Origin of the sequence: Dyadobacter jiangsuensis, from assembly GCF_003014695.1 — a bacterium.
GTDB lineage: Bacteria > Bacteroidota > Bacteroidia > Cytophagales > Spirosomataceae > Dyadobacter > Dyadobacter jiangsuensis.
The window spans coordinates 128,283-153,452 of sequence record NZ_PYAS01000002.1 but is presented as its reverse complement, the minus strand read 5'-3'; the positions used below and the strand labels follow the sequence as shown (position 1 = coordinate 153,452).

General features: G+C 48.5%; 24 protein-coding genes. 8 read left to right on the top strand and 16 right to left on the bottom strand.

Translation table 11 applies throughout. The features are described 5' to 3' along the window. The first annotated feature begins 16 nt into the window (after nt 1-16). Nucleotides 17-1,597, top strand: coding sequence for an OmpA family protein (locus CLV60_RS03910; RefSeq protein ID WP_106594095.1), 1,581 nt, complete (start codon nt 17-19; stop codon nt 1,595-1,597). Here the strand turns inward: CLV60_RS03910 and CLV60_RS03905 are convergent. From CLV60_RS03905 to CLV60_RS03885, 5 genes are all read right to left on the bottom strand, one after another. Then, nucleotides 1,578-2,777, bottom strand: coding sequence for an acyltransferase family protein (locus tag CLV60_RS03905; protein ID WP_106594094.1), 1,200 nt, complete (start codon nt 2,775-2,777; stop codon nt 1,578-1,580). The two genes, CLV60_RS03910 and CLV60_RS03905, sit on opposite strands and share 20 nt — an antisense overlap. A gap of 89 nt (nt 2,778-2,866) precedes the next feature. Beyond that, the gene (locus CLV60_RS03900; protein ID WP_229210811.1) at nt 2,867-4,042 is read right to left on the bottom strand and encodes a helix-turn-helix domain-containing protein; all 1,176 of its coding nucleotides are present in this window, start codon (nt 4,040-4,042) and stop codon (nt 2,867-2,869) included. Nucleotides 4,043-4,117: 75 nt separating this feature from the next. Continuing rightward, nucleotides 4,118-4,729 (bottom strand): cytochrome c oxidase subunit 3, encoded by a 612-nt coding sequence (locus CLV60_RS03895; protein WP_106594093.1) that lies wholly within the window; start codon nt 4,727-4,729, stop codon nt 4,118-4,120. A gap of 88 nt (nt 4,730-4,817) precedes the next feature. Then, the gene (ispE, locus tag CLV60_RS03890) at nt 4,818-5,627 is read right to left on the bottom strand and encodes a 4-(cytidine 5'-diphospho)-2-C-methyl-D-erythritol kinase (protein WP_106594092.1); all 810 of its coding nucleotides are present in this window, start codon (nt 5,625-5,627) and stop codon (nt 4,818-4,820) included. Between the two features lie 24 nt (nt 5,628-5,651). Next, complete coding sequence (locus tag CLV60_RS03885; RefSeq protein WP_106594091.1) at nt 5,652-7,115, bottom strand: M20/M25/M40 family metallo-hydrolase; 1,464 nt, start codon at nt 7,113-7,115, stop codon at nt 5,652-5,654. Nucleotides 7,116-7,421: 306 nt separating this feature from the next. Between CLV60_RS03885 and CLV60_RS03880 the strand changes: the two genes are divergently transcribed. After that, the gene (locus tag CLV60_RS03880; RefSeq protein ID WP_106594090.1) at nt 7,422-8,909 is read left to right on the top strand and encodes a xylulokinase; all 1,488 of its coding nucleotides are present in this window, start codon (nt 7,422-7,424) and stop codon (nt 8,907-8,909) included. Nucleotides 8,910-8,976: 67 nt separating this feature from the next. Here the strand turns inward: CLV60_RS03880 and CLV60_RS03875 are convergent, their stop codons facing one another. Then, complete coding sequence (locus CLV60_RS03875; protein ID WP_106594089.1) at nt 8,977-9,312, bottom strand: single-stranded DNA-binding protein; 336 nt, start codon at nt 9,310-9,312, stop codon at nt 8,977-8,979. A gap of 250 nt (nt 9,313-9,562) precedes the next feature. On the opposite strand from CLV60_RS03875, the gene CLV60_RS03870 reads away from it, so the two are divergent. Further along, a complete protein-coding gene (locus tag CLV60_RS03870; protein WP_106594481.1) occupies nt 9,563-9,919 on the top strand; it encodes a DNA gyrase inhibitor YacG in 357 nt (118 codons plus the stop codon). Between the two features lie 30 nt (nt 9,920-9,949). After that, nucleotides 9,950-10,825, top strand: a complete 876-nt coding sequence (locus CLV60_RS03865; protein WP_106594088.1) for an aldo/keto reductase — start codon at nt 9,950-9,952, stop codon at nt 10,823-10,825. 65 nt (nt 10,826-10,890) lie between these two features. Here the strand turns inward: CLV60_RS03865 and CLV60_RS03860 are convergent, their stop codons facing one another. Together CLV60_RS03860 and CLV60_RS03855 are read right to left on the bottom strand one after the other, a co-directional pair. Beyond that, nucleotides 10,891-11,499 (bottom strand): Uma2 family endonuclease, encoded by a 609-nt coding sequence (locus CLV60_RS03860; protein ID WP_106594087.1) that lies wholly within the window; start codon nt 11,497-11,499, stop codon nt 10,891-10,893. Nucleotides 11,500-11,541: 42 nt separating this feature from the next. Next, a complete protein-coding gene (locus CLV60_RS03855; RefSeq protein WP_106594086.1) occupies nt 11,542-12,126 on the bottom strand; it encodes a hypothetical protein in 585 nt (194 codons plus the stop codon). A gap of 132 nt (nt 12,127-12,258) precedes the next feature. Here CLV60_RS03855 and prfA point away from each other — a divergent pair, with 132 nt between their 5' ends. Then, nucleotides 12,259-13,332 (top strand): peptide chain release factor 1, encoded by a 1,074-nt coding sequence (gene prfA, locus CLV60_RS03850; protein ID WP_106594085.1) that lies wholly within the window; start codon nt 12,259-12,261, stop codon nt 13,330-13,332. A 16-nt stretch (nt 13,333-13,348) separates the two neighbouring features. Here the strand turns inward: prfA and CLV60_RS03845 are convergent, their stop codons facing one another. The 3 genes from CLV60_RS03845 to CLV60_RS03835 form a co-directional block, all read right to left on the bottom strand. After that, a complete protein-coding gene (locus CLV60_RS03845) occupies nt 13,349-13,579 on the bottom strand; it encodes a hypothetical protein (protein ID WP_106594084.1) in 231 nt (76 codons plus the stop codon). Beyond that, entirely contained in the window at nt 13,576-13,773 is a 198-nt protein-coding gene (locus CLV60_RS03840) for a type II toxin-antitoxin system HicA family toxin (protein ID WP_106594083.1), read from the bottom strand. The genes CLV60_RS03845 and CLV60_RS03840 overlap by 4 nt, the downstream gene beginning before the upstream one ends. A gap of 99 nt (nt 13,774-13,872) precedes the next feature. After that, the gene (locus CLV60_RS03835; protein WP_106594082.1) at nt 13,873-14,439 is read right to left on the bottom strand and encodes a thioredoxin family protein; all 567 of its coding nucleotides are present in this window, start codon (nt 14,437-14,439) and stop codon (nt 13,873-13,875) included. A 106-nt stretch (nt 14,440-14,545) separates the two neighbouring features. On the opposite strand from CLV60_RS03835, the gene CLV60_RS03830 reads away from it, so the two are divergent. After that, nucleotides 14,546-14,908 carry a glyoxalase superfamily protein gene (locus CLV60_RS03830; RefSeq protein WP_106594081.1) on the top strand — a complete coding sequence of 121 codons (363 nt, stop codon included), beginning with the start codon at nt 14,546-14,548 and terminating at the stop codon, nt 14,906-14,908. Here CLV60_RS03830 and CLV60_RS03825 read toward each other — a convergent pair. Next, complete coding sequence (locus CLV60_RS03825; RefSeq protein ID WP_229210810.1) at nt 14,905-15,825, bottom strand: DMT family transporter; 921 nt, start codon at nt 15,823-15,825, stop codon at nt 14,905-14,907. The genes CLV60_RS03830 and CLV60_RS03825 overlap by 4 nt on opposite strands. Nucleotides 15,826-15,895: 70 nt before the next feature. Between CLV60_RS03825 and CLV60_RS03820 the strand changes: the two genes are divergently transcribed. Both CLV60_RS03820 and CLV60_RS03815 read left to right on the top strand, forming a co-directional pair. Continuing rightward, a complete protein-coding gene (locus tag CLV60_RS03820; RefSeq protein ID WP_229210809.1) occupies nt 15,896-17,866 on the top strand; it encodes a TonB-dependent receptor plug domain-containing protein in 1,971 nt (656 codons plus the stop codon). 10 nt (nt 17,867-17,876) lie between these two features. After that, complete coding sequence (locus CLV60_RS03815) at nt 17,877-18,953, top strand: DUF5074 domain-containing protein (protein ID WP_229210808.1); 1,077 nt, start codon at nt 17,877-17,879, stop codon at nt 18,951-18,953. 78 nt (nt 18,954-19,031) lie between these two features. Here CLV60_RS03815 and CLV60_RS03810 read toward each other — a convergent pair whose 3' ends face one another. From CLV60_RS03810 to CLV60_RS03795, 4 genes are all read right to left on the bottom strand, one after another. After that, nucleotides 19,032-19,772 carry a tetratricopeptide repeat protein gene (locus CLV60_RS03810; RefSeq protein ID WP_229210807.1) on the bottom strand — a complete coding sequence of 247 codons (741 nt, stop codon included), beginning with the start codon at nt 19,770-19,772 and terminating at the stop codon, nt 19,032-19,034. Between the two features lie 68 nt (nt 19,773-19,840). Then, nucleotides 19,841-21,178 carry a DEAD/DEAH box helicase gene (locus CLV60_RS03805; RefSeq protein WP_106594079.1) on the bottom strand — a complete coding sequence of 446 codons (1,338 nt, stop codon included), beginning with the start codon at nt 21,176-21,178 and terminating at the stop codon, nt 19,841-19,843. A gap of 37 nt (nt 21,179-21,215) precedes the next feature. After that, nucleotides 21,216-22,211, bottom strand: coding sequence for a class 1 fructose-bisphosphatase (gene fbp, locus CLV60_RS03800; protein WP_106594078.1), 996 nt, complete (start codon nt 22,209-22,211; stop codon nt 21,216-21,218). 265 nt (nt 22,212-22,476) lie between these two features. Next, nucleotides 22,477-25,119, bottom strand: a complete 2,643-nt coding sequence (locus tag CLV60_RS03795; RefSeq protein ID WP_106594077.1) for a valine--tRNA ligase — start codon at nt 25,117-25,119, stop codon at nt 22,477-22,479. Between the last annotated feature and the right edge of the window lie 51 nt (nt 25,120-25,170).

Here is a 25,170-nt window from a genome sequence, read left to right as displayed (position 1 = left end):
CCATCCTGTCAGAACAATGCGTGCTTTCTGCCTATTAGCCATTACGGTCGTTACTTCCATCTCTGCCTATGCGCAGCTGGAAAACCTCGGGAAATCGGTCAATACCGAATACAATGAAATCAGTCCGATCATTTCTCCCGACGGCAAAACGATCTATTTTTCAAGGGTAAGCCATCCGCAGAACACGCACGGCCCGAAAGGCAGCCAGGATATCTGGTTTTCAGAACTCAAAAGCGATAAATGGACGCCTGCAAGGAGGCTGCCTTCTCCGCTCAATAAGGAAGACTACAACAGCCTTTACAGCATTACACCCGACGGTAATACCCTGTTAATCAAAGGTTCATATAAAAACGGCACTTACGAGACACGCGGGTTTTCAACCAGTAAAAAAACAGCCCGGGGCTGGTCCGCCCCGAACAAGCTGGACATTCCCGGTTATACCAAGCTCAGCAAAGGTCAGTTCGACTGCGGTTATCTGTCCAATGACGGCAAAACGTTGGTCATGTCTTTCAGCGAAAAGAAAAACAGCAAAGTCGACGATTTGTATGTGAGTTTTAAACAAAAAGACGGTACCTGGTCGAAACCATTGAACCTGGGCTCTGAAATCAACACCGCGGATTTCACCGAAACCACCCCATTCCTCGCGCCTGATGGTGTAACGCTCTATTTTTCGAGCGACCGGAAAGGCGGGCAGGGCAGCAACGACATTTATTATAGCAAGCGGATCGACAAATCGTGGAAAAGATGGAGCAGGCCCGTAAACCTCGGCCCTGCCATTAATACCGACGGCTACGACGCTTATTACACCATTTCCGCTTTGGGCGATTTCGCCTACATGGTATCCTTTAAAGACACGGAAGGCAAAGGCGATATTGTCCGCTATAACCTTCAACCCAAACCTTCACCTGCTGATTCGACCACCGAAGCTCCCGTGGCCGTCGTGCCGCCTTCGGATCCTGTGGTGATGATCAGCGGGAAAGTAATCGATTCCAAAACCGGGAAACCTGTCGAGGCAACCATCATTTACGAAGACCTCGCTACCGGTGAAGAAGTAGGCACCGCGACGACCAACCCTACTACCGGCGAGTACAAACTCGTACTTCCATACGGTCAGAAATATAGCTGGCGGGCCGTAGCCCCCAATTTTATTGCGGAAGGAGAAAATATCGACCTTACTGATTCCACCAGCAACGGCAATAAAGGTTTCAAGGAAATCGCGAATAAATCGCTGAAACTGATCCCGATTGAAGAAGGGCAAATTGTACGCCTCAACAACATTTTCTTCGCCACGGGAAAAGCTACGTTGCGTGACGAATCGTTTGGCGAGCTGAACCGCATTGCCATCTCGATGGAAGAGAACAAGACGCTTTCTATCGAGCTCGGCGGCCACACGGACAATACCGGTAGCGCCGAATTCAACATCGACCTTTCACAGAAACGGGCCGACGCCGTGCGCGAATACCTGATCGGAAAAGGTATCGAACCCGATCGAATTGCCAGCAAAGGCTACGGCGAGACCAAACCGGTGGCCAAAAATGACACACCGGAAGGCCAGCAGCAGAACCGCCGTGTGGAATTCAAGATACTGAAGAAATAGCCGCCACGGGCTCCTTGCTTTTTCGATATTTCATTGCTTTCATTCCAAACAATATCCTGAGAAGGTTGCTTCGCCGGATCAGAAAGTGGTACGTGCCGAGGCAAATCACGAACGTAGCGACGCACAGGTATATAAACTTCACAAACCAATGCACTGGTGATTGGATCAGCGGGTATGCCAGACAGATGATTACCGTCTGATGCAGGATGTAAAATGGGTACACCGCCTCATTAGCGTATCTCAAAAATGGATTCGTGAATTGCAGGTAAGTATAACCATATCCGAAGATCGAAAGTAGAATGCACCACGCGTTCGTAGTTTTGATCACATCATAAACAAGCCACTGCGTCGCGTTCATATCCCTGTCGACGGTCCAGTAATACGCATAGAGTGCGATAGTCAGCGTAATCCAGATGCCTAGTGTTAATCGCCGGTATTGTTGGAGCGTATCCCAGAAGCGGGCTTGTGTGCAAATCACAAAACCGGTCACGAAGAGTGTAAAATCATGAAAATGTTCGTTCCAATCCTTCACCAGGTTATGAGTGGTAGGGAAATGTTCTTCCAGCAAAATACTTCCGCCCACATGCCAGAGTACCGGCACGGCGATCAAAGTCCATGGATTGGCAAAGAATGCCGCCGCACGCTGCGTAAAGCCCGTATAGCGACGCAGCAAAAGCAGTAGTGGCAGTCCTATTAAGGAATAGCAGAAAATGTAAACCAGGTACCATAAATGGTGCCAACTGAAACTACCATTCGGATAAGGGACGAATTGAAATACGGTTTTGTAGAAATCCGGGTAGCCGTAGGTTTGCCCTTGTGTTAGCCGCTCGAAAAATATCTGCGGTGGTACTATGACAAACATCCCGAAAACGAGTGGTATGAAAATTCGTACAAAACGCTCTTTCAGAAAAGCTGCCGGCCCACGACTTCCGAGAGCGAAATACACGCCTGCACCCGAAATCATGAATAGCAGTGACATGCGCCATTGACTGCTGAACCGCATCGGCCATTCTACGGCGTCCGTAACCACATTGTTTTTGATGTGCCATCCCCAGTGGTTAAAAAACATTCCGACGTGGAAGAAGATCAGAATTCCGAAGGCGATTACACGGAGCCAGTCGAGGTCGTATCGGCGGATTTGGGATGATGCGGGATTGAATTGGTTGGGCTTTGTTTCCATGACGAATAGTTTTGAATGATGCCCAAAACTAGCGCCTGTAATAGGGCTAAAACGACCGTTCTGATACGTTCGATGTTCTTCCCGATAAGTCAGAACCTCTGATTCGCCTGTTTCTTACGGTATTCGGAGGGAGTGGTGCCGGTTATCTTCCTGAAAGCCGTGTTGAATGCAGATTTCGAATTGTAACCGACCATCTGTCCTATTTCCTCAATTTTGATGTAAGCGTTCTCCTGATCGGCTAGCAACCGCTGCGCCTCCTGAATGCGGTATGCGCCCAAAAAGTCGAAAAAGCTTTGCTTCAATTCCTCATTGAGTATCTGTGATAAATGGTGGGTCGACACGCCGAGTCTTTTGGAAAGTGCCGGCAGAGAAAATCCGGGATCCAGAAAAGGCTTTTCCGCCAGCATTACTGCTTCCAGCTTACCCAGCGTCGCCGATTGTATTTCCTCCGTCAATGATGATTTTTCATATTTCCGGGTCGTCCGTTCAATCGGTTCGTGAAAAAACAGCGATCTTCTCAGAACCGTGAAGCTGATAATATAGATGATAAGGGAAATGAATGCGGCGATAATATGGTCGCCGAGATCGTGCGGGAAGGATGTGCGGACGATAAAGAAAACCACGATCAGGAATGTGAGCTGCAAAGACATGTCCCTGAACCAGGTCAGCGAGTTCTTTTCACCCGTAAAGAAGGAAATACTGCGTTGCCGAAATACTCTCGTCAAAAACCAGAAACCGGCAATGCTGTAAATGATCATGCTGGCGAACGTGAGGTCGTTGATGTGCCATTTCGGATAAAACATCCAGTCGCTGCCGTACCTCAATGCCTCGATCCTCTCCAATTCTGGATGGAAAGAGCCTATGTTCGAGTTATATTTAAATGTCAGGTCCTGCGGGTATATGAGCACGCACATGTACACCAGGTACACCAGCGATGGTAAAAAATGCAGCCATGCACGCCTGGGCATTTTCTGGTTCACCCCGGTTTGGGTGTAGAGAAACGCAGTCGGCGCCATCAGGAGATTGAGCGGTTCGCTGAAATCAACCAGCCACAACACGCGGAACATGTAATGGGTATATCCCAACCAGACGTCACTGATAATAACCGACATTGCCAGGATAAGAATTCCGAGGAAGAGATTCGCGCGGTTGCTACCCTTTGCATGCGACAGGAAAACGTATGAGAGTATCAACCCCTGCACACAACCCAGAAGAATGAACAATGAAAAAAGGTCGGTACGAATCGGCGGCGGAGCGGGGATCATGTTGTTACATCTCGGATTCCAAATATACGAATTCGGGAATGCAATTGGGCGAAGGTGCCTTATCCGCCCCGGTACTCAGTAAAGCACGATCAGGAAAATAAATACCACAAGCCAGAGCGCCCCTGTGAAATGCCAGTAGCGGGTAAAAAGTTTAATGCGTAGGCGGTTCGGAGGATTGACGCTATACACGAAAGAGTCCACATAGCTCCTGTTTTTGAGGGCTTTTCTGAACAGGTAGCTGAGGTATAGCACACCACCTATCATGTGTAGCAGGTGAAGGCCCGTCAACAGGTAAATAAATCCTTCGGAAGTATTGACACCGCTAAAAACGCCGGAATTAACCATCTCCATCCATCCTCCCGTTTGCAGCACAATAAAGGTAAACCCAAGCAAAAGCGTTGCACCCAAAAACACCCGATAATGCAGGAAACGTTCGTTTGTAAAGGCGAGGTTCGCTTCGTGAAGTGTAATACTGCTGAAAAGGATAACCAGCGTACTGAGCCAGAACATATCCGGCAACGCAACCAGGTGCGCCGTCTCTTTGTGTGCCCGCAGAAGAAAAATGACGAAGATCGAAGTAAAAAGCACTGAGCTCCCAGCAACTCCTAACCAAAGCATAAAGCCAAGCGGCTCACGACGTTTGGTGAAAGGATTTTCGGTTTGCTTAGTTGTGTGCTTCGGACTCATCTCGCAATCATTGATATCTTCGAAAAGCGCAATTCAAAGTGAATATAACGACTATTTTGCACCTTAATACATAACGTGAAGGTTAAATTTATTTAAGAAAACCCTGCCAAAGACGAAAGTCAGGAAAATGCTCTTTTACATTTTGCTCCTGCCCGAAAATGCCGAACAGGGTAGATCCTGAACCGGACATGGCTGCGTACTCCGCCCCAAGGCCATATAACTTTTCCTTTATTTCCTCCAAAGAGGGGTATTTTATAAAAAGAGCTGCTTCAAAATCATTCGTAACACGGCCTTTCCATTCAGCAATCGGCTCCCGAAGTATATTACGTAAATTTTCGGTGCTTCGTTTCGCGACCACGCCGGAATATGCTTCAACGGTGGAGATATGGATCCCGGGATTCACGAGTGCGATCCATTTTCCGGAAATGTCAATGTCGATTGTATCGAACTGGTCGCCTTTTTCGAAGCAGTATACCGGTTTGTTGCGGATAAAAAAGGCGCAATCGCTGCCAATAAGTCTGGCATATTTCTCTTGCCCTTCAATAGAAATCCCTAGATCAAACAGCTGATTCAATGCTTTGATCGTAAAAGCAGCGTCTGCCGATCCCCCACCAAGTCCTGCGCCGATAGGCACCGTTTTCAGCAAATGTATTTTGACGGCAGGCAAGTCAAAATCACGCCTGAGCATTTCGTAAGCCTTTGTGCAAAGGTTGTCATCAGCATTCCCCGGGATAGTGATCCCGTCGGAATGAAACGAAAATTTCTCCGCCAAAGTAATTTCCAGAGCATCCGACCAACCTACGGGATAGAAACAGGACTCGATGTTATGAAACCCGTCCGGGCGCTTTTCGACGATATTTAAACCGATATTGATCTTGGCATTCGGAAATACTAGCATTGTACTTTCTATTGCGGCAGGTAGCTACTGTTCCCAGCGCCACTCCTGGCCGATAATCAATTCTTCTTTCAGTCCTTGCGATATCAGGTAGTCGCGGGTTTTCTGGTCCGACAATTTCTTCACCGCAATATTCTCTGCATTGGATAGTGCGTACAGGTACATAGAAGCAATGCGCACGGTATTTTCCAGCTGATCCTTGTTCACCAGGCTGAAATCATCACAATCCGCATGGTAGCATTGCAAAACATTCGGGTCGAGGTGTCCCGACAAACCTGCAATGGGAACACCTTCCAGCATAAATGGCTGGTGGTCGCTGTGCAGGCCGGCCCTGTTCGTCGTCTCGTTTTTGTAGTCGCTGTCTACCGAACGAATGGCTTGCCCTACCGTCGCAAAGAATTCAGTCATCTCATCCCGTCCGAATGTATTCGCACCATTCGGGTCATTGGTCATGTCGAGATTCATCATGTAAGAAACCTTATCGATCGTCCCGGACTTTTTGAGTTCGTTCACAAAATGCTTGGAGCCTAGCAACCCCTGCTCTTCTCCCATGAACAACACAAATTGAATGGTCCGCTCCGGTTTCACCTTCAATGCCTTAAATGCTCTGGCCACGTCAATGACTGCAAATGAGCCGATTCCATTATCAATCGCACCGGTAGCCAGGTCCCATGAATCGAGGTGACCGCCGATAATTACTTTCTCATCCGATTTCCCCTTGAGCGTTGCAATTACATTCCGCGCTTTGATAGGCTTCGAAATGTTGTGCATGTCTATATGCGCTTCCAAAGGACCTTCGTCCTTAATCCACTTTCTGATCTCATGGCCGCTTTCGTTGGATATACACACCGCGGGAATGGAAATAATGGCTCCTGTAACCGATGCAGTCCCGGTAAGCAAAATCTTGCCCGGCGCACCATTGACCATGATCACTCCCTTTGCACCATATTTGATCGCCAATGCCGTCTTTTCTGACCGATGAAGGTTCTTTTTGCCTGTTGCGTCCACCAGATTGATGTTCGCCATCGCAATCTTGCCTTTCACTTTATCCTTCAAGGCAAGAAAATCCTCTTCCAATCCATTGCCTACATCCACAATTTCGCCCTGCAGAATAGCCTCTACGGGCGAATGCGCCAGGGACACAACGGGAACATCGCGAAAATTGTCGCTGCTTCCAGGGGCGATGGAGAGTGTCACTGTGTCCCGCATCCAGGCTTCCACTTCAAATGGCTGATAGACCACATCGGTGAAGCCATAGCTTTTCAAAAGCTTGAATGCATATTCCTCAGCCTTTTCTCCATTGACACTTCCGGTAAGCCGGTGCCCGATGGTCTTGGTTGCATCCCCCAGTGTTGCATAGGCTTTGCTATTTTCCCTGACTTCCCGATCGAGGCGGGAGAACTGCTTCTCCCATTTTCTATCTACGGTACGAAACTCCGAAAACAACAAAAACAGCCCACCAATGAGAACGACTTGTACAACTTTCTTCATAATTCCCGATAAAGGATGTCAGCAACTGGAAATTTTCCTCAAATATCGCATAGATATTTGACCTCTTGCAAGATAAACACAAAGGAGACCCTAAAATCAACCCTTTAGTTTCATCAAGTCATTAATATACCCAATTTCTGACTGTTCTGACATCACTTTCCCGTATGTATTCAGTACATTTATATTTAAGTGTAAAAATTACACTTATTATGTTTCTTTTCTTAAAGTTATTTGAACATTTTTGTACTTTTTAGCACTTATATTTAAACATTGAAGCATTTTAAATCAAAATAATCATATTTCGCAATGTATTTCCTTGGATTCGATTTAGGCAGTTCGTCCGTCAAAGCTTGTTTGATTCACGCAGATACCGGGGCAGTTGCCGCCTCCGCATTCTATCCTGAAAGGGAAATGACCATTGCAGCCCCAAAGCCGGGTTTTGCCGAACAGCAGCCTCAGATGTGGTGGGAAAATGCATGTCTTGCCTCTCAGGCTGTTATCAAAAAAGCAAACGTATCCCCTGACGAGGTCGGTGCAATAGGTATATCGTACCAAATGCACGGGCTGGTAGTCGTGGATGAAAATCTGAATGTGCTTCGTCCATCCATTATCTGGTGCGACAGCCGCGCTGTGGAAGTGGGTAACCAGGCCATGGAAGCACTTGGTGAGGAATATGTACTGCCTCATTTACTCAACTCCCCGGGCAATTTCACGGCATCCAAACTGGGTTGGGTAAAACAGAACGAGCCCGATGTTTACGCGAAAGTGCATAAATTCATGCTTCCCGGCGACTACCTCGCTGCCCGTATGACGGGGGAAGTGGTGACGACCCCATCGGGACTTTCCGAGGGAATCTTCTGGGACTTCGTGAACCAACGTCCGGCCGATTTCCTCTTTGATCACTTCGGATTCAACCAAAGCATTCTTCCAGAGATACTCCCAACATTCGCCGAACAAGGAAAAGTAAGTGCGGCGGCGGCGGCAGAACTTGGTTTGCGGGCAGGCATCCCCGTCACTTACCGCGCAGGCGACCAGCCTAACAACGCCTTTTCACTCAATGTCCTCGAACCGGGGGAAGTTGCTGCTACGGCCGGCACTTCCGGGGTAGTCTACGGTGTCAGCGATCAAATCAAATTCGATCCGAAATCACGCGTCAATACCTTCCTGCACGTGAACCCGATTTCTTCGGCGTCCCGTTATGGCGTTTTGCTATGCGTAAACGGGACCGGAAGCCTGAATGGCTGGCTCCGCAATGCGCTCTTCCAGGGGAACATCTCTTATCCTGAAATGAACAACCTCGCTGCACAGGCACCAGTGGGTTCCGACGGCCTGTTCTGTCTTCCATTCGGTAACGGAGCGGAGCGTATGCTCGAAAACCAGGATCCCGGAAGCACATTTAAAGGACTTCAGTTCAGCCGTCACGGATTAAGCCATTTCACGCGTGCTTCACAGGAAGGCATTGTCTTCGCACTGTATTACGGCATGGAAATCATGGAAACGGTAGGTGTTTCTCTCAAGAACATCCGCGCCGGGGAAGCCAATATGTTCCTCAGCCCTGTTTTCAGGGAAACTTTTGCCAACGTCTCCGGTGCCACTGTTGAGCTTTACAATACCGATGGCGCACAGGGAGCAGCCCGTGCAGCCGGCTTCGGACTTGGCTATTACAAAAACCGCGAAGAGGCATTCGTCGGGCTTACAGCGCTACGCACGATCGAGCCCGACGCAAATCTCGCACAGGCAACACGCGACGCATACAGTAACTGGAAAGCGACTCTCGAAAAAAGTCTTTCATAAGCACAAAACAGGCCTCATGTCGAAACCAGGCATGAGGCCTGTTATCGCTCGCACCACGGGCATAACATCACACCGCCGCCTCCTGCTTCTTCTGGATCTCCTCCACTTTATGCGCGGTTACCTCCGTGCGTCTTACCGTACGATTGTCCTTGTCAACATATTGCCGATAAGTTAGCCGACCTTCGATAGAGACCATTTTACCAGTGGTCAGAAATGTTTCGCAGCGCTGCGCCAGTTCCCGCCACACGACTACCGTGTGCCAGACTGTATTCTTGACTTCTTCCTTATCCTTATTAACATAGCCTTCGTCTGTCGCCAGTGAAAAGCTAAGCATTTTGCCGCCATCAAATTCCCTTACATTGATTTCACGACCTACATTTCCGATTAATTTTACCGAGTTCATTTTCACTAATGTTTAGATGATGGATACGAATGCCGGATTAAACAATGCGAACCGGCAATGCAAAGGTGTAGCGAGCGGAAAACAGTAGTCGGTTTTTAACCGCTTATAGTCATATGAAAGTATTTGCAGCCGTTTGCAAACGGAAAAATACAGGCTGGCGACCCTCACAAATGAATTTTACTATATTGCAGTTCAGGAAAATCTATGCACACTGCCCGGATTACAAGCGGTCCGGCGAAACGAAAAGGATATGATCAATTGCCAGGAATGCGGGAAACCCCTCACGGGTAGGGTCGATAAAAAATTTTGTTCCGATATGTGCCGGAACAGCTTCAATAACCGGCTCAATTCGGATTCTTACAACATTGTGAGGAACATCAACAATCAGCTCCGAAAGAACCGCCGGATTCTGGAAGAGCTTTGTCCCGATGACAAATCCAAAACGACCAAGCACATTTTACTGGCGAAAGGCTTTGATTTTAACCTGATTACGAACATCCGTCCGACCCTCAAAGGAAGCATTTACCGCTTCGTTTACGACTATGGCTACCTTGAACTGGACAATGATTTTTATCTGATCGTAAGGGATAAACGATTGGAGAAATAGATACTTTTGCAGGAATTCAAACTACCACCGATGAAAAAAGTAAGCCTCAGTGATTCCGGCCCGAAGGTTTCGGAAGCAATTTATGGTTTTTGGAGATGGACCGACGAAGGTGCCGTTACCACCACGCAAATTGAAAAAACGGTCAACCTCTGCCTCGATCTGGGCATTAATACGTTCGACCATGCTGATGTTTACGGCGACCATACGATTGAAGAGCATTTCGGAAAGATCATCGCCAACAAATCCTTCAAGCGAGAGGATATTGTGCTATTCAGTAAATGCGGCATCAGGATGTCGGATGATAAATACCTGACGTACTACGATAATTCGCGTGAGCACATCATCAATAGCATTAACGGCTCGCTCAAAAGGCTCAAGACCGACTATCTGGATATCTTTCTGCTGCACCAAAGCGATTTGCTTGCCGATCCTGAAGAAACAGCGATGGCGTTGGCTGAAATCGTAACCTCAGGGAAAGCAAAACATATTGGCATCGCCAATTTTACAGTTTTCCAGCATCAGCTACTCGCGTCATACCTCCGGATTCCGATCGTTACGAACCATATCGAGCTGAATTTGATGAATACGACCGCGATCGAAGACGGCCGTATCGATTTTATCAAACAAAGTTTCAGCAAACCGCTCGCCTGGGCTCCCCTCGCAGGAGGAAAAATTCTGAATGGTACCGACGAAAAAGCCGTGCGGCTGCGGGCCAAACTGGATGAAGTCGGCAAAAAATACGATGCCAATATCGAACAAACCGCGGTTGCCTGGCTCATGAAACTGGGCACATTACCCATCATTGGGTCGCTATCCGAAGCACGCATTCGCAATGGAGCGAGCGCTTCGGATATTAAGCTGAGCCGGGAGGATTGGTATGATATTTACCAGGTTGTAGGGAAATAAAAATGAAGGGACACTGCTAATTGTAACAGTGTCCCTTCATTTTTACGACAATACCGACTTCCAGATCAAATGCTGATGCCTTCCGAGTCCAGATAAGTACCAATATTGAAGGTTATATAATGCAGCACAGCTATATCGCTGTACCAGTTCAGAATTTCCGCTTCGGCCCCGGGCGTGAAGATGACCACTTTCTGTATTTCACTCAACACCCAGATCACCCTTTCACAACCAAAGTCGATAAGCCGCTCCGATTTCTGGAAAACATAACCCATCTCGGTAATTCCTTCTGCTTCAATACTAATATCAACTTCTATGACTATTTTCGGAGGCACGTCCGCATATTTCCGCGAGATTTTCTCCGGAGTAAGGACGGACTTATCGTAGACCAGGATATCCCCAGCCATATTGGCCTGTTTCGATATATGAATCCCTGGCTCGCTCGTATGCACACGATACTTACGTAGATCGGCAGACCGCAGGATAACTTGCAGGATATAGGAAATAATTTCAGCTTGTAAGCTACTGCTTCCCATGATTTCTTCAACAGTTTTGGCTCCGCTCAAAACCTCGCGGTATCCTTTCCGGTAATAGATTTTACCATCCCATTCCTCCAAAACGAGGGGATCTGAGACATTTTCCCGGTAAGAGAGGCCCTTTTTCTGCTGAGTAATCATGATCCTTTGTTTTCTTAAAGTAAGCAAAAAATCACACGGGAATCAATCTTTCAACTGCTTGGCGTCCAGCTTTCTGATAATCTCCTTTTTGTTGAAAAGCAGTCGCCAGACGGCGAAAGTGGTGTCCTGACTAGCCATACATTTTTTGCAAATGACGCTTCCTGCGGCAACGGGCGCGTTGTAAACAAGCAAGCTGTCGTTCAACTGCTGCAAATTATCGCCCGCCTGGGTGTTGCTTTTAGCGCTATAAGCGTATGCGTCGAGTATTTCCCGTTCCTTGGCGTGTAAATCAGCGCGCTTTACGTCGTTAATGCCAAACAATTCGACTTTAACGCCATATTCCTTTTCCAATGCGGCAATAACCGGAATGCCGCTCAAATCGCGGCAATGCGCCAGTCCGGTATCAGGGTTCTTTTCGAGCTCGCCTTTCAGCGATTTCTCGGCGATCTGTGCGATCTTCTTCCCCCATTCGTCGGCCGATGATATCAATTGTACATTGGTAACCCGTTTGATCTGCGAGGCTTTTATTTCCCTGCTTAACTCCTTCGTGTTTTCGATGCGGCCGCTTTTAAAATCGCAGCCTGTGAAGGCGACCGCCAACATGGCAATGCATATGATTCTTTTCATTGTTCCAAATATTAGTTTAATCCATCAAACGGTTTCTCTTACAGCATGCAGCCAGTTCCTTGAAACCATTCATTTAGCTAAAATGCGTATCTTTGTGCCCCGAATGCGAGATGCCAAAGATATTCAATAAAGATGATCGATAAATTAGAAGCTATAAAAGAACGGTTTGAAGAGGTTTCTCAACAAATCATACAACCGGAAGTGGTCTCCGATTCTACACGTTATTCCAAGATCAGCAAGGAATACAAGGACCTCGGCAAGATCGTGGAGCAATATGCGCTTTACCAGAAATTGCAGAAGGACATTGCCGGCACCAAAGAACTTATAGCGACTGAAAAAGACGAAGATCTGCGCGAAATGGCCAAAGAGGAGCTCGACGAACTGGTTCCCAAACTTGAAGAACTCGAACAGACCATTAAGGAATTGCTTATCCCAAAAGATCCTAACGACAGCCGGAACATCATCCTGGAAATCCGCGGCGGTACCGGCGGCGACGAAGCTGCTATTTTTGCCGGTGACCTTTTCAGGATGTATCAGCGCTTCTTCGAGAAAATGGGCTGGCGATCATCGGTAATGGATTACACCGAAGGCACTAATGGCGGTTATAAAGAGATTATCTGCAAAGTCGAGGGAGAAGATGTGTACGGTAAAATGAAATTCGAATCGGGTGTGCACCGCGTGCAGCGTGTGCCTCAAACGGAATCGCAAGGCCGTATCCACACATCGGCCGCGTCGGTGGCCGTACTTCCCGAGGCCGAGGAAGTAGATGTGCAGATCAATATGAACGACATTCGCGTCGATACTTTCCAATCTTCGGGTGCGGGAGGACAATCGGTAAACACGACTTATTCTGCGGTGCGTCTTACGCACATTCCATCCGGATTGGTAGTAAGCTGCCAGGACGAACGTTCGCAGCTCAAAAACAAAGATCGTGCATTAAGTGTACTGCGCTCGCGCCTGTATGAGATCGAGCTGAAAAAGCACAACGACGCGATCAGCTCACAACGGAAATCGATGGTCGGCAGCGGCGACCGTTCCGACAAAATCCGGACTTATAACTACCCGCAAAGCCGCATTACCGACCACCGCATCGGTTATACCGTTTACAATCTCCCTGCTGTAATGGAAGGAGATATAGCGGAGCTGATCGAAAAACTGCGCATTGCAGAGAATGCGGAAAGAATGCAGGAGGGTGAAGCGGTTTAAGAATGTTCCCCGTTAACTAATGCAGTGAAGTTGCAGACTTTTCAATAGGCAACCTTAATTCGATCTCATCCATATTATAAGTGAAGCCATCCTCGGAGAAGGTCAGATTGACCACTTCGAGGATGTTTTGTTTTAATTCCTCCATGTTATCGCCCTGCGTGCCAATGAATTTGTCCGCAATGTCGGCAACGGCGCTAAAACCTTCCTCTTCCCTGATAACTTCCAAAACTATTTTAGGCTTCTTCATCTCTTATTGGTTTTTATTTCCGCCTTCTTAAACAACGCTACCAACAGTCCTTTCTTCACTTCTTTCGAGCCATGATTAGGAACGGACACCTGCCCCTTCTTAGTGGGATGCCGCATTATGACATGACTGCCTTCTTGCCTGACAATAAACCAACCATCAATTTTTAGTATTCTGATGAGCTCACTACACTTCATATAAATTAGTTAAATAACAGAATACAGTTTTGAGAGCATCAAATCTGCTACTGTCGATTAAAGACTATTTATAAGGAAGTCGAGTGAAATGAATTATGCCTATCTCGCAGGATACAACTGCGCGTAAGTCTTCGATTTATAACTTTCGAAGTCTTGCTTTTTGTGGTAATCCTCGCCAAAAAAGGTGATGATCTGGTGAAACTCTTTGGCTTTCAGGTAACCGGCCAGGGGCTGGATCATGTTGAAATGATCGTCCAGAAAAACCGTTGTAGGGTAGCTTGGTTGATTGTTGGTTAATGCCAGTGCGATCTCGTTGATGCCACGCCCGCCTTGTTCAAGGTATTTGAACTGCTTGTCGCCCAACTTGATCGTCCCTTTTTGCTCTGCATCGAGCTTCACGGCGTAATATTTCTTGTTGATATATTCAGTAACGGCCTTGTCCTTAAACGTTTCCCGATCCATCACTTTGCACCATCCGCACCAGTCGGTGTAGACGTCAATCAGGATTTTGCGGGGTTCTTTCTGAATTTTGGCATATGCTTCTTCAATGGTCAGCCATTGAATGCCTTCCGCCGCCTCACGCTCCTTACCGGTATCAGCCTTGAAACCGGCAAGGAACACCAGCATGGCCGGAAATATTATCAGTGATGACAGGAGTCGTTTCATGGTAATTTTTTAGATTTCTTCTCTTTAACAAATCTCAGCCACAAATCATTGCCGTACCCGGCGCCCGCTTGCGGCGCCCGGCACCAAGCCTCAAAACGCTATCGACATGGAAGCCAGCAAAGTCATCCCAATTTTACGCATTTTTGACGAAACCAAAGCACGGGAGTTTTACATCGGCTGGCTCGGCTTCCAGATCGATTGGGAACACCGGTTTTCCAACGACGCGCCGTTATACATGCAGGTTTCCCGAGGCGGTGTGGTTCTCCACCTTTCCGAACATCACGGCGATAGCACACCCGGGGCCAAAGTCTTCATCGAATGCACTGGCGTACGGGATTTCCACAAGGAGCTGAATGACAAACAGTACAAATACAATCACCCCGGACTTGAACACGAACCTTGGGACGCCATCTCTGTAACCGTCATCGATCCGTTCATGAACCGGTTGGCATTCAACGAGCGGCTTTAAGCATTTTTGGTTTTAGCCAAAGACACCAGAATACCTCCGGTGATGATCAGCAGCATGCCCGTCAGCATGGATAATGTTGGAATTGCTTCGCCCATCAAAAAGCCAATCAATACAGAAAAAAGGATATTGGAATAGCCCACCGCTGCGACGCGACCGGCTTTGTCGTAGGTAAACGACTGCGTAAGCATTTTTTGACCTAAAAGCGCCGTAAGGCCCAATGCGAGAAAACCCAACCAATGCCAAACATTTTCAGGCCATTTGAATGTGCCTATCAGAAAATCCAAATGCTCCATGGGATAATACGTCCCGACCAGCATCGACAGAATAGGCATTACAATCCCGCTTAGCATAAATGAAAGGATGATCGCGCGCGTATCATACACGACGCCGAGCTGGCGGATCGACAGGTAGGAAATAGCCGTCAGCAATGCATTGCCAAGTCCCAAGGCATTATCCCGCAGCGACGACGAAAGATCGGGCCGGAATACAAACAGGATGCCGGTAAATCCGACAAATATGGCCATCCACTCCTTTCCATTCAGCGTTTCGCCGATGAGCAGCCAGGAAAAAAGCGCCAGAAAAATCGGGTAGGTATATTGGTAGGTAGAGGCACGACCGAGTCCAAGCGTCTGGATTGCATAAAAAAGCATGTAGAGCGACAATGTCCCTACCACACCCCTGAAAATAAGCAAGCCTAACTTCCCACCTTCCTGTCTTAACGGTCGTTGCCAGATACTACTAACAATAAAAACCACCCCGACAATATTCCTGAAAAAAACCAGCTGCACGATATGAAACTCCTTTCCCAGCCATTTCGAAATTGCGGATGTAAGCGAGAAGAAAAATGCGGCCCCCAGCATGAGGTAAATACCTTTCAGGGAAGATGCAGTCGGGAAATTTTCAGTAGAAGCGGCCAAAAGCAATCAGAATTTGGCACAAAGATAGCAGTTATCGCACAGAACGGAAAGTCAGGGGAAATACCTACCTTTGCACCCAAAAAACAGAAAGATCACCGCCAATTCACTGCGGTTCAGCGTGTTTACCATCCTAAGATTTGTGCGTTATTCGATATTGTGGGCAAGTTTTGCATTCACAGTAACTGCCTATGCACAAAAAGACTCCATCGCTCTTGACCCGGTAACCGTGAAGGGATTTGTCCCTCAAAAATTCATGAGCGGCCTGAAAATCCAGCGTATCGATTCTGCTTCGCTCACGCAAGTTCGCTATCAGAATATCGGCGACGTTTTATCGGCATATACTCCTATTGCATTTAAAAACTACGGGCCTGGCCAGCTCAGCACGGCATCATTCCGCGGCACATCGGCAAACCACACTGCGGTACTGTGGAATGGGCTCAATATCAATGCGCCTACTCTTGGACAAACGGATTTTTCCACCATTCCCGTGGCCGGTTTCGACCAGCTTTCGGTTCAATATGGCTCTGCGGCAAGCGTCGTGGGTTCCGATGCCGTAGGCGGGAGTATTTTGCTTGAAAGCCGTGCATCGGCCACGCCATTTCATGTGTCTGACGGCAGACAACGGGAAAGCTTCCGTAATCATCAGAGCAGAACAGACGTCCGTTATGCGGCGCGATTGAGTGACCAATGGGCTTTCTCGGGTAAAACGGCACTTTACAACGGTAGGATGAACAATGATTATCCGAAACCGACCCGGAATACGTACGCACTCCTACCTACGGAAACTTTTCAAAAAGGCATCGTACAGGATCTGTTCCTGCTCTCTCGTAACGACCAGGAAATTTCTGTACATGCCTGGCTCACCGACAATAAGCTGACGCTCACGCCCGACGATGTACAAGGCCGTGAAATGACCCGCACCACTGCCTATCGTACGATGGTGCGCTATCAGGTGCGGACGCTCACGCTACGCACCGCGTGGGTGCGCGATATCATCGATTACGCCAAAGGCGACCTCGCTAATCCCGATCATTCGGTAACCGATAAGTTCTCTTCGAGAATTGAAAAGGACTTTACGCTAAATATTGGAGGAGATTTAAATCCCGTCGCCGTCAAAACCGGTGGAGAATGGACGCATTACCGCTCGCGCGTGCCCGGGTATGCACGCTCGCCCGTGAGCGAGAACCGCACCGATTTTTTCCTGCTGACCCGCTGGCAACCGACAGCAAGGGTCACGACCTCATTTAACCTCAGGCAGGGGCTCGTTACCGGTTTTAATCCCCCATTCACCCCATCAGTTGGCTTGGAATATGGTTTAATTCAAAAAACGCTTTACAACCTAGTCGCGAAAGGCTCTTATGGCCGCAGCTATCGGGTGCCTACTTTGAACGAACGTTACTGGAAAGATCTCGGTAACCCGGATATCCGTCCGGAAACGGGCTGGAACAAGGAAATAGGCCTTGAACAGACTTTTAAAGCGGCTTTCGGCGGCACATTACGAACCTCGGCAACTTTCTACCATAACCGCATTAAAGACTGGACTTACTGGAACCCTACCAGAAACTACCGCGTCGAGAATCTGCAACAGGTATTGGCACGGGGAATCGAATTGCAACTGAACTATCAGCACCAAACCGGGCCTTGGCGAACAGGTCTGGAAGCGGGCTATGCATTCAACAAAAGCAGCCAGGAGAAAGCTTACGATAATTACTCGCAGGACATTATCGGTAAACAGCTGGTGTATGTGCCTGAACATACAGCTAATGCCAATGCATTCGTCCAGTTCAAATCTACGAAGCTAACAGGCCAGTTGCAGGCGGCCAGCAAACGCTATACAACGTTCGACAATTCACAGTTTCTGGACGGCTACGGTCTGCTTAATCTCCTGGCCGAGCACACCTTTGCCTTTTACAAATTCAAGCTCGTTTTGCAAGGGCAGGTCCGCAACATCACGGACACGTTTTATTTAAATGTCAGAAATAATGCGATGCCGGGAAGAAGTTTTGCATTAAGTTTAACCTTTAGTTACGATTCTCAATAAATCAATGAAAATGAAAAGACAGTTAGCCAGTTCATTAGCAATAGCTTTTTCTACCCTAGCAATATGGTCCTGTAACCAAAGCGACCCCGCTCCGAAGGGCGATTACATAAGCGGCGTTTTCGTATCGAATGAAGGTAATTTCCAGGACAATAATGGTGGGATATCATACTTTGCACGGGAAAGTACCACAGCCGACGCTGATATTTTCGCCGCTGCTAACGGAACTGCATTGAAAGGTGGAGTGCAGGATTATGCTGCGTCCGAAGAACAGGGCATTATTCTCGTCGATAACTCCGTGACTGGCCAGGATAAGGTGCAGTTTGTGCACCGGTACACTTTCAAAGACGAAGGTACCATCGGCGCACCGGATATCGAGAACCCCCGCGAAGTAGTGATCGTCGGCAGAAAGGCATATGTTTCGTGCTGGGGAACCGACGTCGACAAATATTCGACTGGTTATATTGCGGTTATCGACCTTACCACCAAGAAGGTTACGAAGAAAATTAATGTATCCGATGGGCCCGAAAACCTGACCTATGCCAATGCAAAACTTTACGTAGGAACTACCCAATGGGGTGTAGGAAACAAGCTGGCGATTATCAATACCAACTCCGATGAAGCAACATCGCCTATTGCTACACCAGGTATTGCCAATCCGGTCGGTATCGACGCCAATGGGAAACTGTGGGTGAACGTGGGCGATAAGATGCTGCGCATCAATACGGAAACCAACGCGACCGAAGCAACGCTCCCAATCGCTACCGGCGGCACTAAAACAGCCGGCAATTTTACACTCAGCAACGACCTGAAATCCATTTTCTTCGTGCTTTCATGGTATGATAGCGCTTTCAAGGAACATGGCGCGACCTACAAGTTCTCCATTTCCGATACGCAGATCGCCATGGTCACACCTTTGATCCCACGGCCGTTCTACGGTCTCGCGGTCGATCCGTCGCAAGGGTTACTTTACGCCGGCGTGAGCCCGTCGTACAAGCAGGCAGGTTACGCGGTTCGTTATCGCGCTGATGGAAGTTTGGTCGACTCCGTCAAAGTTGGAATCGCACCGTCCGGATTCTTCTTCCAATAATGTGGAATGTCACACTGAGCGTCAGAAACAAAAAAAGTCTCCCGCTTGGGAGACTTTCCAATTTCGGAACCATGCCCCTTATTTGAAAAATCCTTGCGGATCGGGCATCTTGGCTTTTAAAAGTTCCACAAAGTCGAGGTTGAGCTGGCTGAAATCCAGTGTCCGGCCTTTATGCAAATGCTCCCATGACTTATCCAATTCATTGAGATTATAATGCAGCAATGCCAGATTGTACTGCCCAAGTGCGTACGTGGAATCAATGGAAACTGCATGTTTCAGCAATTCTCCCGCCTCGTCCAACTCCTCTTTCCGGCTGGTAATCGCATACAGTTTGAGTTCAACCGTCGATAAATCCACCAGCAGCGGCACGTTGTCGCCTTGCAGGCTTACGCCCTTACTCAGCATTCTTTTGGCATCCACCCAGTTTTCGCGCTGGTACGATACAACCCCGAGTCCCCAATACGCCTCCACGTTCTTGTCGTTCAACAGTTGGGCGAGATTGAAACGATAGCAGGCTGTATCCAGAGAACCTTCCTGCAAATATTCCCACGCACGGGTCGCAAAAAAACTGCTGGCCTCTGTGCGGCTAGAAAATGATTTGTCACATTCGCTCAGGAATTTGATCTCTTCATCAATCTGCTCCGATGTCTTACTCACTTCCCCGAAGAGCGGGATAATACGCCTTTCCTTTAAATCAAGGGGCTTTTTGGGGGCAACGTTTGTATCTGTGCTTGGACCCGCGCTTGCCAGATGCGTGTTTTGAGCAAAGCTCAGCACAGGAATCAAAAGGGCAAGCCAAATTACAACAGACTCTTTCATAATTGACTTTAATAGAAGACAGGTTTTCTATTGTCCAAGTTAAACGGTTTTATTGGAATTGTATTGCATTACCGGCGTTTACTTCTTCCGCCCGCAGCCCTGCGGCCCTTAGTGGTATTCCCCGAACTCTTCTTGGCAGGCGGGTAACTATGCTTTTTCTCATGAAATGCTCCTTTGAATGTCGGATCTTCCTTGCGTCGCTGATTATCGATTTCACGCAGCATATCCTGCCGTTCCTGAAAGGGCGTCTCGGCAATGTAAACATCGTCCGGAAACTCCGCTCTCGGAATTTCCATACGTATCATCGCTTCGATTTTGCGGATATGGTATTCATCCGCGATGGTCATGAAGGTGATCGCATTGCCCACGGTGTTAGCCCGCCCCGTCCGGCCGATCCGGTGCACATAATCTTCGTAAATTAAAGGCACGTCGAAATTGATCACATGGCTTACTTCGGTAATATCGATACCACGCGCCACGACATCCGTCGCAACCATCACCCTGATATTCCCCTCCCTGAACGCCTCCATCGCATTAATGCGCGTATTCTGGCCTTTGTTCGCATGGATTACGCGAAGTTCTGCCTCGGGGACTACCCGGTTCAACAAATTTTGATGCACCAACCCGGCCACCTCGCGGCTGCGCGTGAACACGAGCACGCGTGTGAAGGCCTCTTTGTCTTCCAATAAATAGGATAACAGATTGATTTTCGTGCGGAAATTAGGCACTTCGTAAAGGGCCTGCGTCACCATTTCCGCGGCAGTAGCCTGTGGGGTGACTTCGATGCGCGTAGGAAATTCGAGGAATTCGTAGGAAAGATTCTCTACTTTACCTGAAAACGTGGCCGAGAAAAGCATATTCTGCCTTTTGCGCGGAATCACTTCCAGCAGCTTGCGGATCTGCGGCATAAAGCCCATATCCATCATTTTATCGGCCTCGTCGAGCACCATTACATTCAAATGCTTGACGACGATCTCTTCCTGGAAATACAAATCCATGAACCGGCCCGGTGTCGCCACAATAATATCGACGCCTTTACGCAATGCTTCGATCTGCGTTTTCGGGCCTACGCCGCCATATAGTACCACCGTACGGATGTCGGTGTATTTGCCCAGCTGCGTAATGGCCTCGGAGATTTGCATCGCGAGCTCGCGCGTGGGAGCCAAAATCAATGCCCGGGGATGCTGTCCCTGGGCATATTTGATGCGCATCAACAAGGGTAATGTATAGGCAGCGGTCTTGCCGGTGCCTGTCTGGGCAATGCCCAAAATGTCTTGCCCGGCCAGCGCCACGGGTATCGCCTGCTCCTGAATGGGGGTTGGTTCAGTGTAACCTGCTTCTTCAATCGCGTTGAGCAATTGGCGGTTGAGCTTAAACTGCTCGAATGAGTTTTGCGTAGTCTGCATTCCGCAAAGTTACGAAAACTAAAACGGTAGCCGGTAATCAGCCCTTCACAACGTCGTCCACAAGCCCAGCGGAGCCGATGTAGAGCGGCGAACGCTGGTGAAACGACTGCGGCACAATATCGAGAATACTCCCGAAACCGTCGCTCGCCTTACCACCCGACTTTTCAGCTATGAATGCCAGCGGATAACATTCATAAAGCAAACGTAATTTGCCTTTCGGGTCTTTTTTAGTGGATGGATAAAGGTAAATGCCGCCTTTGAGCATATTCCGATGAAAATCACCAACAAGCGAGCCAATATATCGTGCGCTGAAACTTCTGGTTTTACATTGGGCAATATATTGCTGTACAAATGGCGGATAGCTGTGGTAATGCCCCTCGTTCACCGAGTAAATCCTGCCATCGGCGGGCGTACCCATGTTTTTGTGTGATAAAATGAATTCCCCCAGCGAATGGTCAAAGGTGAACCCGTTCACACCATCCCCGGTAGAATAAACGAGCATTGTTGATGAGCCGTAGAGAATATAGCCCGCCGCGATTTGCTTCCGGCCGCCTTGCAGGAAATCCTCCATCGATGCCGGGCCGTTGATAGGCGTCACTCGTCTGTAAATAGAGAAAATCGAACCGATCGAAACATTCACATCGATGTTGGACGAACCATCGAGCGGGTCCATAGCCACGACGTACTTCCCATGATTGTTGCCGGTGTGGATAATATCTTCCTCCTCTTCCGAAAGAATGGCGCAAACCTCTCCCCCATTCTTCAAAGCACGAATGAACCGTACGTTGGCGACGATATCGAGCTTTTGCTGGTCTTCACCCTGCACATTTTCCGTCCCGTTGCCGCCCGCAATGTCGATCAGCCCCGCGCGGTTAATTTCCCGGTTGATAATCTTCCCCGCAAGCGCAATGTCACGGAGCAGCTGCGACAACTCGCCCGTCGCGTAGGGAAACGCGCTTTGGCTGTGCATGATAAACCGGTCGAGGGTGACACCCACCGGCACCACCAGGTCCTGTACTGTTTTCGTCGCCATAGTCAATTGAATTACATGAGATTGGCGGGAAATTTACACCCGGATTTTTCCTATTTCCAAACAGTTTGAACTAATAAAATTTTTTAAAAATGAATATAATTTTATCTCCATTAATTCATTGATTAATCCTAAGGGTGAGCCATTTACGTGGTCGTCCCGTTGCACTTTTTAAATGTCACACAGACATAAAACCGTATTCTTGCATAATAAAAAAGCACAAGGCGCTAATGCCCTGTGCTTTACAAAAAAGTTGTATTTCTGACGCTTATTTGAGTCGTGCCAGCGCCTCGGTCAATGTGGCGATCTTAGCTTCGGCATCTGCCTGCTTCGCCCTCTCCTTTTCGACGATATCACCTTTTGCATTAGCCACGAAGCGTTCGTTCGAAAGCTTTTTCATTACCGAGTCGAGGAAGCCTTTGGTGTATTCCAATTCACGTTGAAGATTTTCACGCTCCGCTTCTACATCCAGCTCGTCGGCCAGGTTCACAAAGAACTCATCCGATTTCACCCGGAATGACGTTCCTTCCGCTTCTCCGACCACGTAACTAATGCCCTCTACATTCGCCAGCTTTTCAATCAGCGGCGTCAATGCGTTGTAACGTTCGTTCGATTCGGCGCGGATCGCAAGCGGCAATGCGGTTTTGGGGCTAATGCCTTTTGCATTGCGCAGGTTACGGATCGACGAAACGAGTTCGAACAATATATCAAAGTCATTCAGCAATGCCTGGTCAAACTCTCCGGCCTGCGGGAAATGCGCGACGCAAATAGACTCTTTCTCGCCCCTTTCAATGATGTTCTGCCAGATTTCCTCCGAAATGAAAGGCATAAACGGATGCAGCAAACGCATCAGGCGATCGAAGAAGTCAAGCGTCGAGTCATAGGTCGACAGGTCGATCGGCTGCTCGAAGCCCGGCTTGATCATTTCGAGATATTGTGCGCAGAAATCGTCCCAGATCAGCCTGTAAACGGAACCCAATGCATCCGAAATGCGGAATTTAGAGAAGTGGTCCTGCACTTCGGCCAATGTCTGGTTCAATTTGCTTTCAAACCACTGTACGGCCAGTTTCGAACCTTCCGGAACAGGAAGCTCGCTGTCCACAGTCCAGCCCTTAACCAAACGGAATGCATTCCAGATTTTGTTACCAAAATTCCGGCCCTGCTCAATCAGCTTTTCATCGTAAGGCAAATCGTTACCCGCCTGGGAGCTGAAAAGCATACCGGTACGGATACTGTCAGCACCATATTTATCGATGAGATCGATCGGATCGGGGGAGTTACCCAGCGATTTCGACATTTTACGGCCTTGCTTGTCGCGAACGATACCGGTCAGGTATACATTCTTGAACGGATACTGGCCGCGGTATTCGTAGCCCGCGATGATCATCCGCGCCACCCAGAAGAAAAGGATTTCAGGGGCCGTTACGAGGTCATTGGTCGGGTAATAGTAATTCACTTCTTCATTTTCCGGCTCTTTAATCCCGTTGAACACGGAGATCGGCCAAAGCCACGACGAGAACCATGTGTCGAGCACGTCCTCATCCTGCTTGATATCCTCCTCGGTCAATGCAAAAAGCTGGTATTCGTGCTGCGCCTTGCGCAATGCCTCCCGCTTCGACTTCGCGACGATCATCGTGCCGTCGTTCAGGTAGTAAGCCGGAATGCGGTGCCCCCACCAAAGCTGGCGGCTGATATTCCAATCACGAACGTTTTCCATCCAGTGACGGTAGGTATTCTTGAATTTCGCGGGGATCAATTGCACCGTATCGTTCATCACATTCTCGAATGCGGGCTTGCTGATCTGTTCCATTTTCAGGAACCACTGCTCCGAAAGCCGCGGCTCGATCACCGAATCGGTACGCTCCGAATGCCCTACATTCGACCGGTATTCCTCCACTTTCACGAGGTTACCCGATTCTTCGAGCAACTTGATGATCTTCTTGCGTGCAATGAAACGGTCCTCGCCTACCAGGATCTGCGCTTTTTCATTCAGAGTACCATCCTCATTCAACAAATCAATAATCGGCAGATTATGACGCTTTCCAAGTTCATAGTCATTCGTATCGTGCGCAGGCGTCACTTTCAGGCAGCCCGTTCCGAACTCCATTTCCACATAATCATCCGCGATAATCGGAATAGCCCGGTTGATCAATGGAATGAGTACTTTCTTACCAATCAAATGCTGGTACCGCTCATCGGCCGGGTTCACGCAGATCGCCACATCGGCCATAATAGTCTCCGGCCGCGTAGTAGCAATAGTAACCCCTTCCTCCATACTCCCTCCTCCATTCTCCCCTTCTAAAGGATAGCGCAGATAAACCAGCTTCTGGTTCACTTCCTTCATGATCACCTCCTCGTCGGACACGGTCGTGCGCGCCTGAGGGTCCCAGTTCACCATCCGGTGACCGCGGTAGATCTCTCCCTTATTATACAGGTCAATGAAAACGTCGATCACCGAATCGTACAAATCCGGCTCCATGGTGAAGCGCGTGCGATCCCAGTCGCAGGAAGCGCCCAGCTTACGAAGTTGTTTGAGGATAATGCCGCCGTATTTGTGCGTCCATTCCCAGCAATATTCAAGGAATTCGTCGCGGGTAAGGTCACGCTTGTTAATGCCGCGCTCTTTGAGCATCGCCACTACTTTGGCCTCGGTAGCAATGGAAGCGTGGTCGGTACCGGGCACCCAGCAAGCCTCTTTGCCTTCCATCCGCGCCTTGCGGACCAGAATATCCTGAATGGTATTGTTGAGCATATGCCCCATGTGCAGCACACCTGTGACGTTCGGCGGCGGGATCACGATGGTGTAGGGTTCTTTGTCAGGATTGGGTTTCGACTGAAAGAACTTGTTCTCGATCCAGTAGGAGTACCATTTATCCTCTATCTCCTGAGGGGCATAAGTTTTGGAAATCATTGCGTGTTCAGAAATTTACCGTAACTGTCGGTTAGTCATCTTAAAAAGACG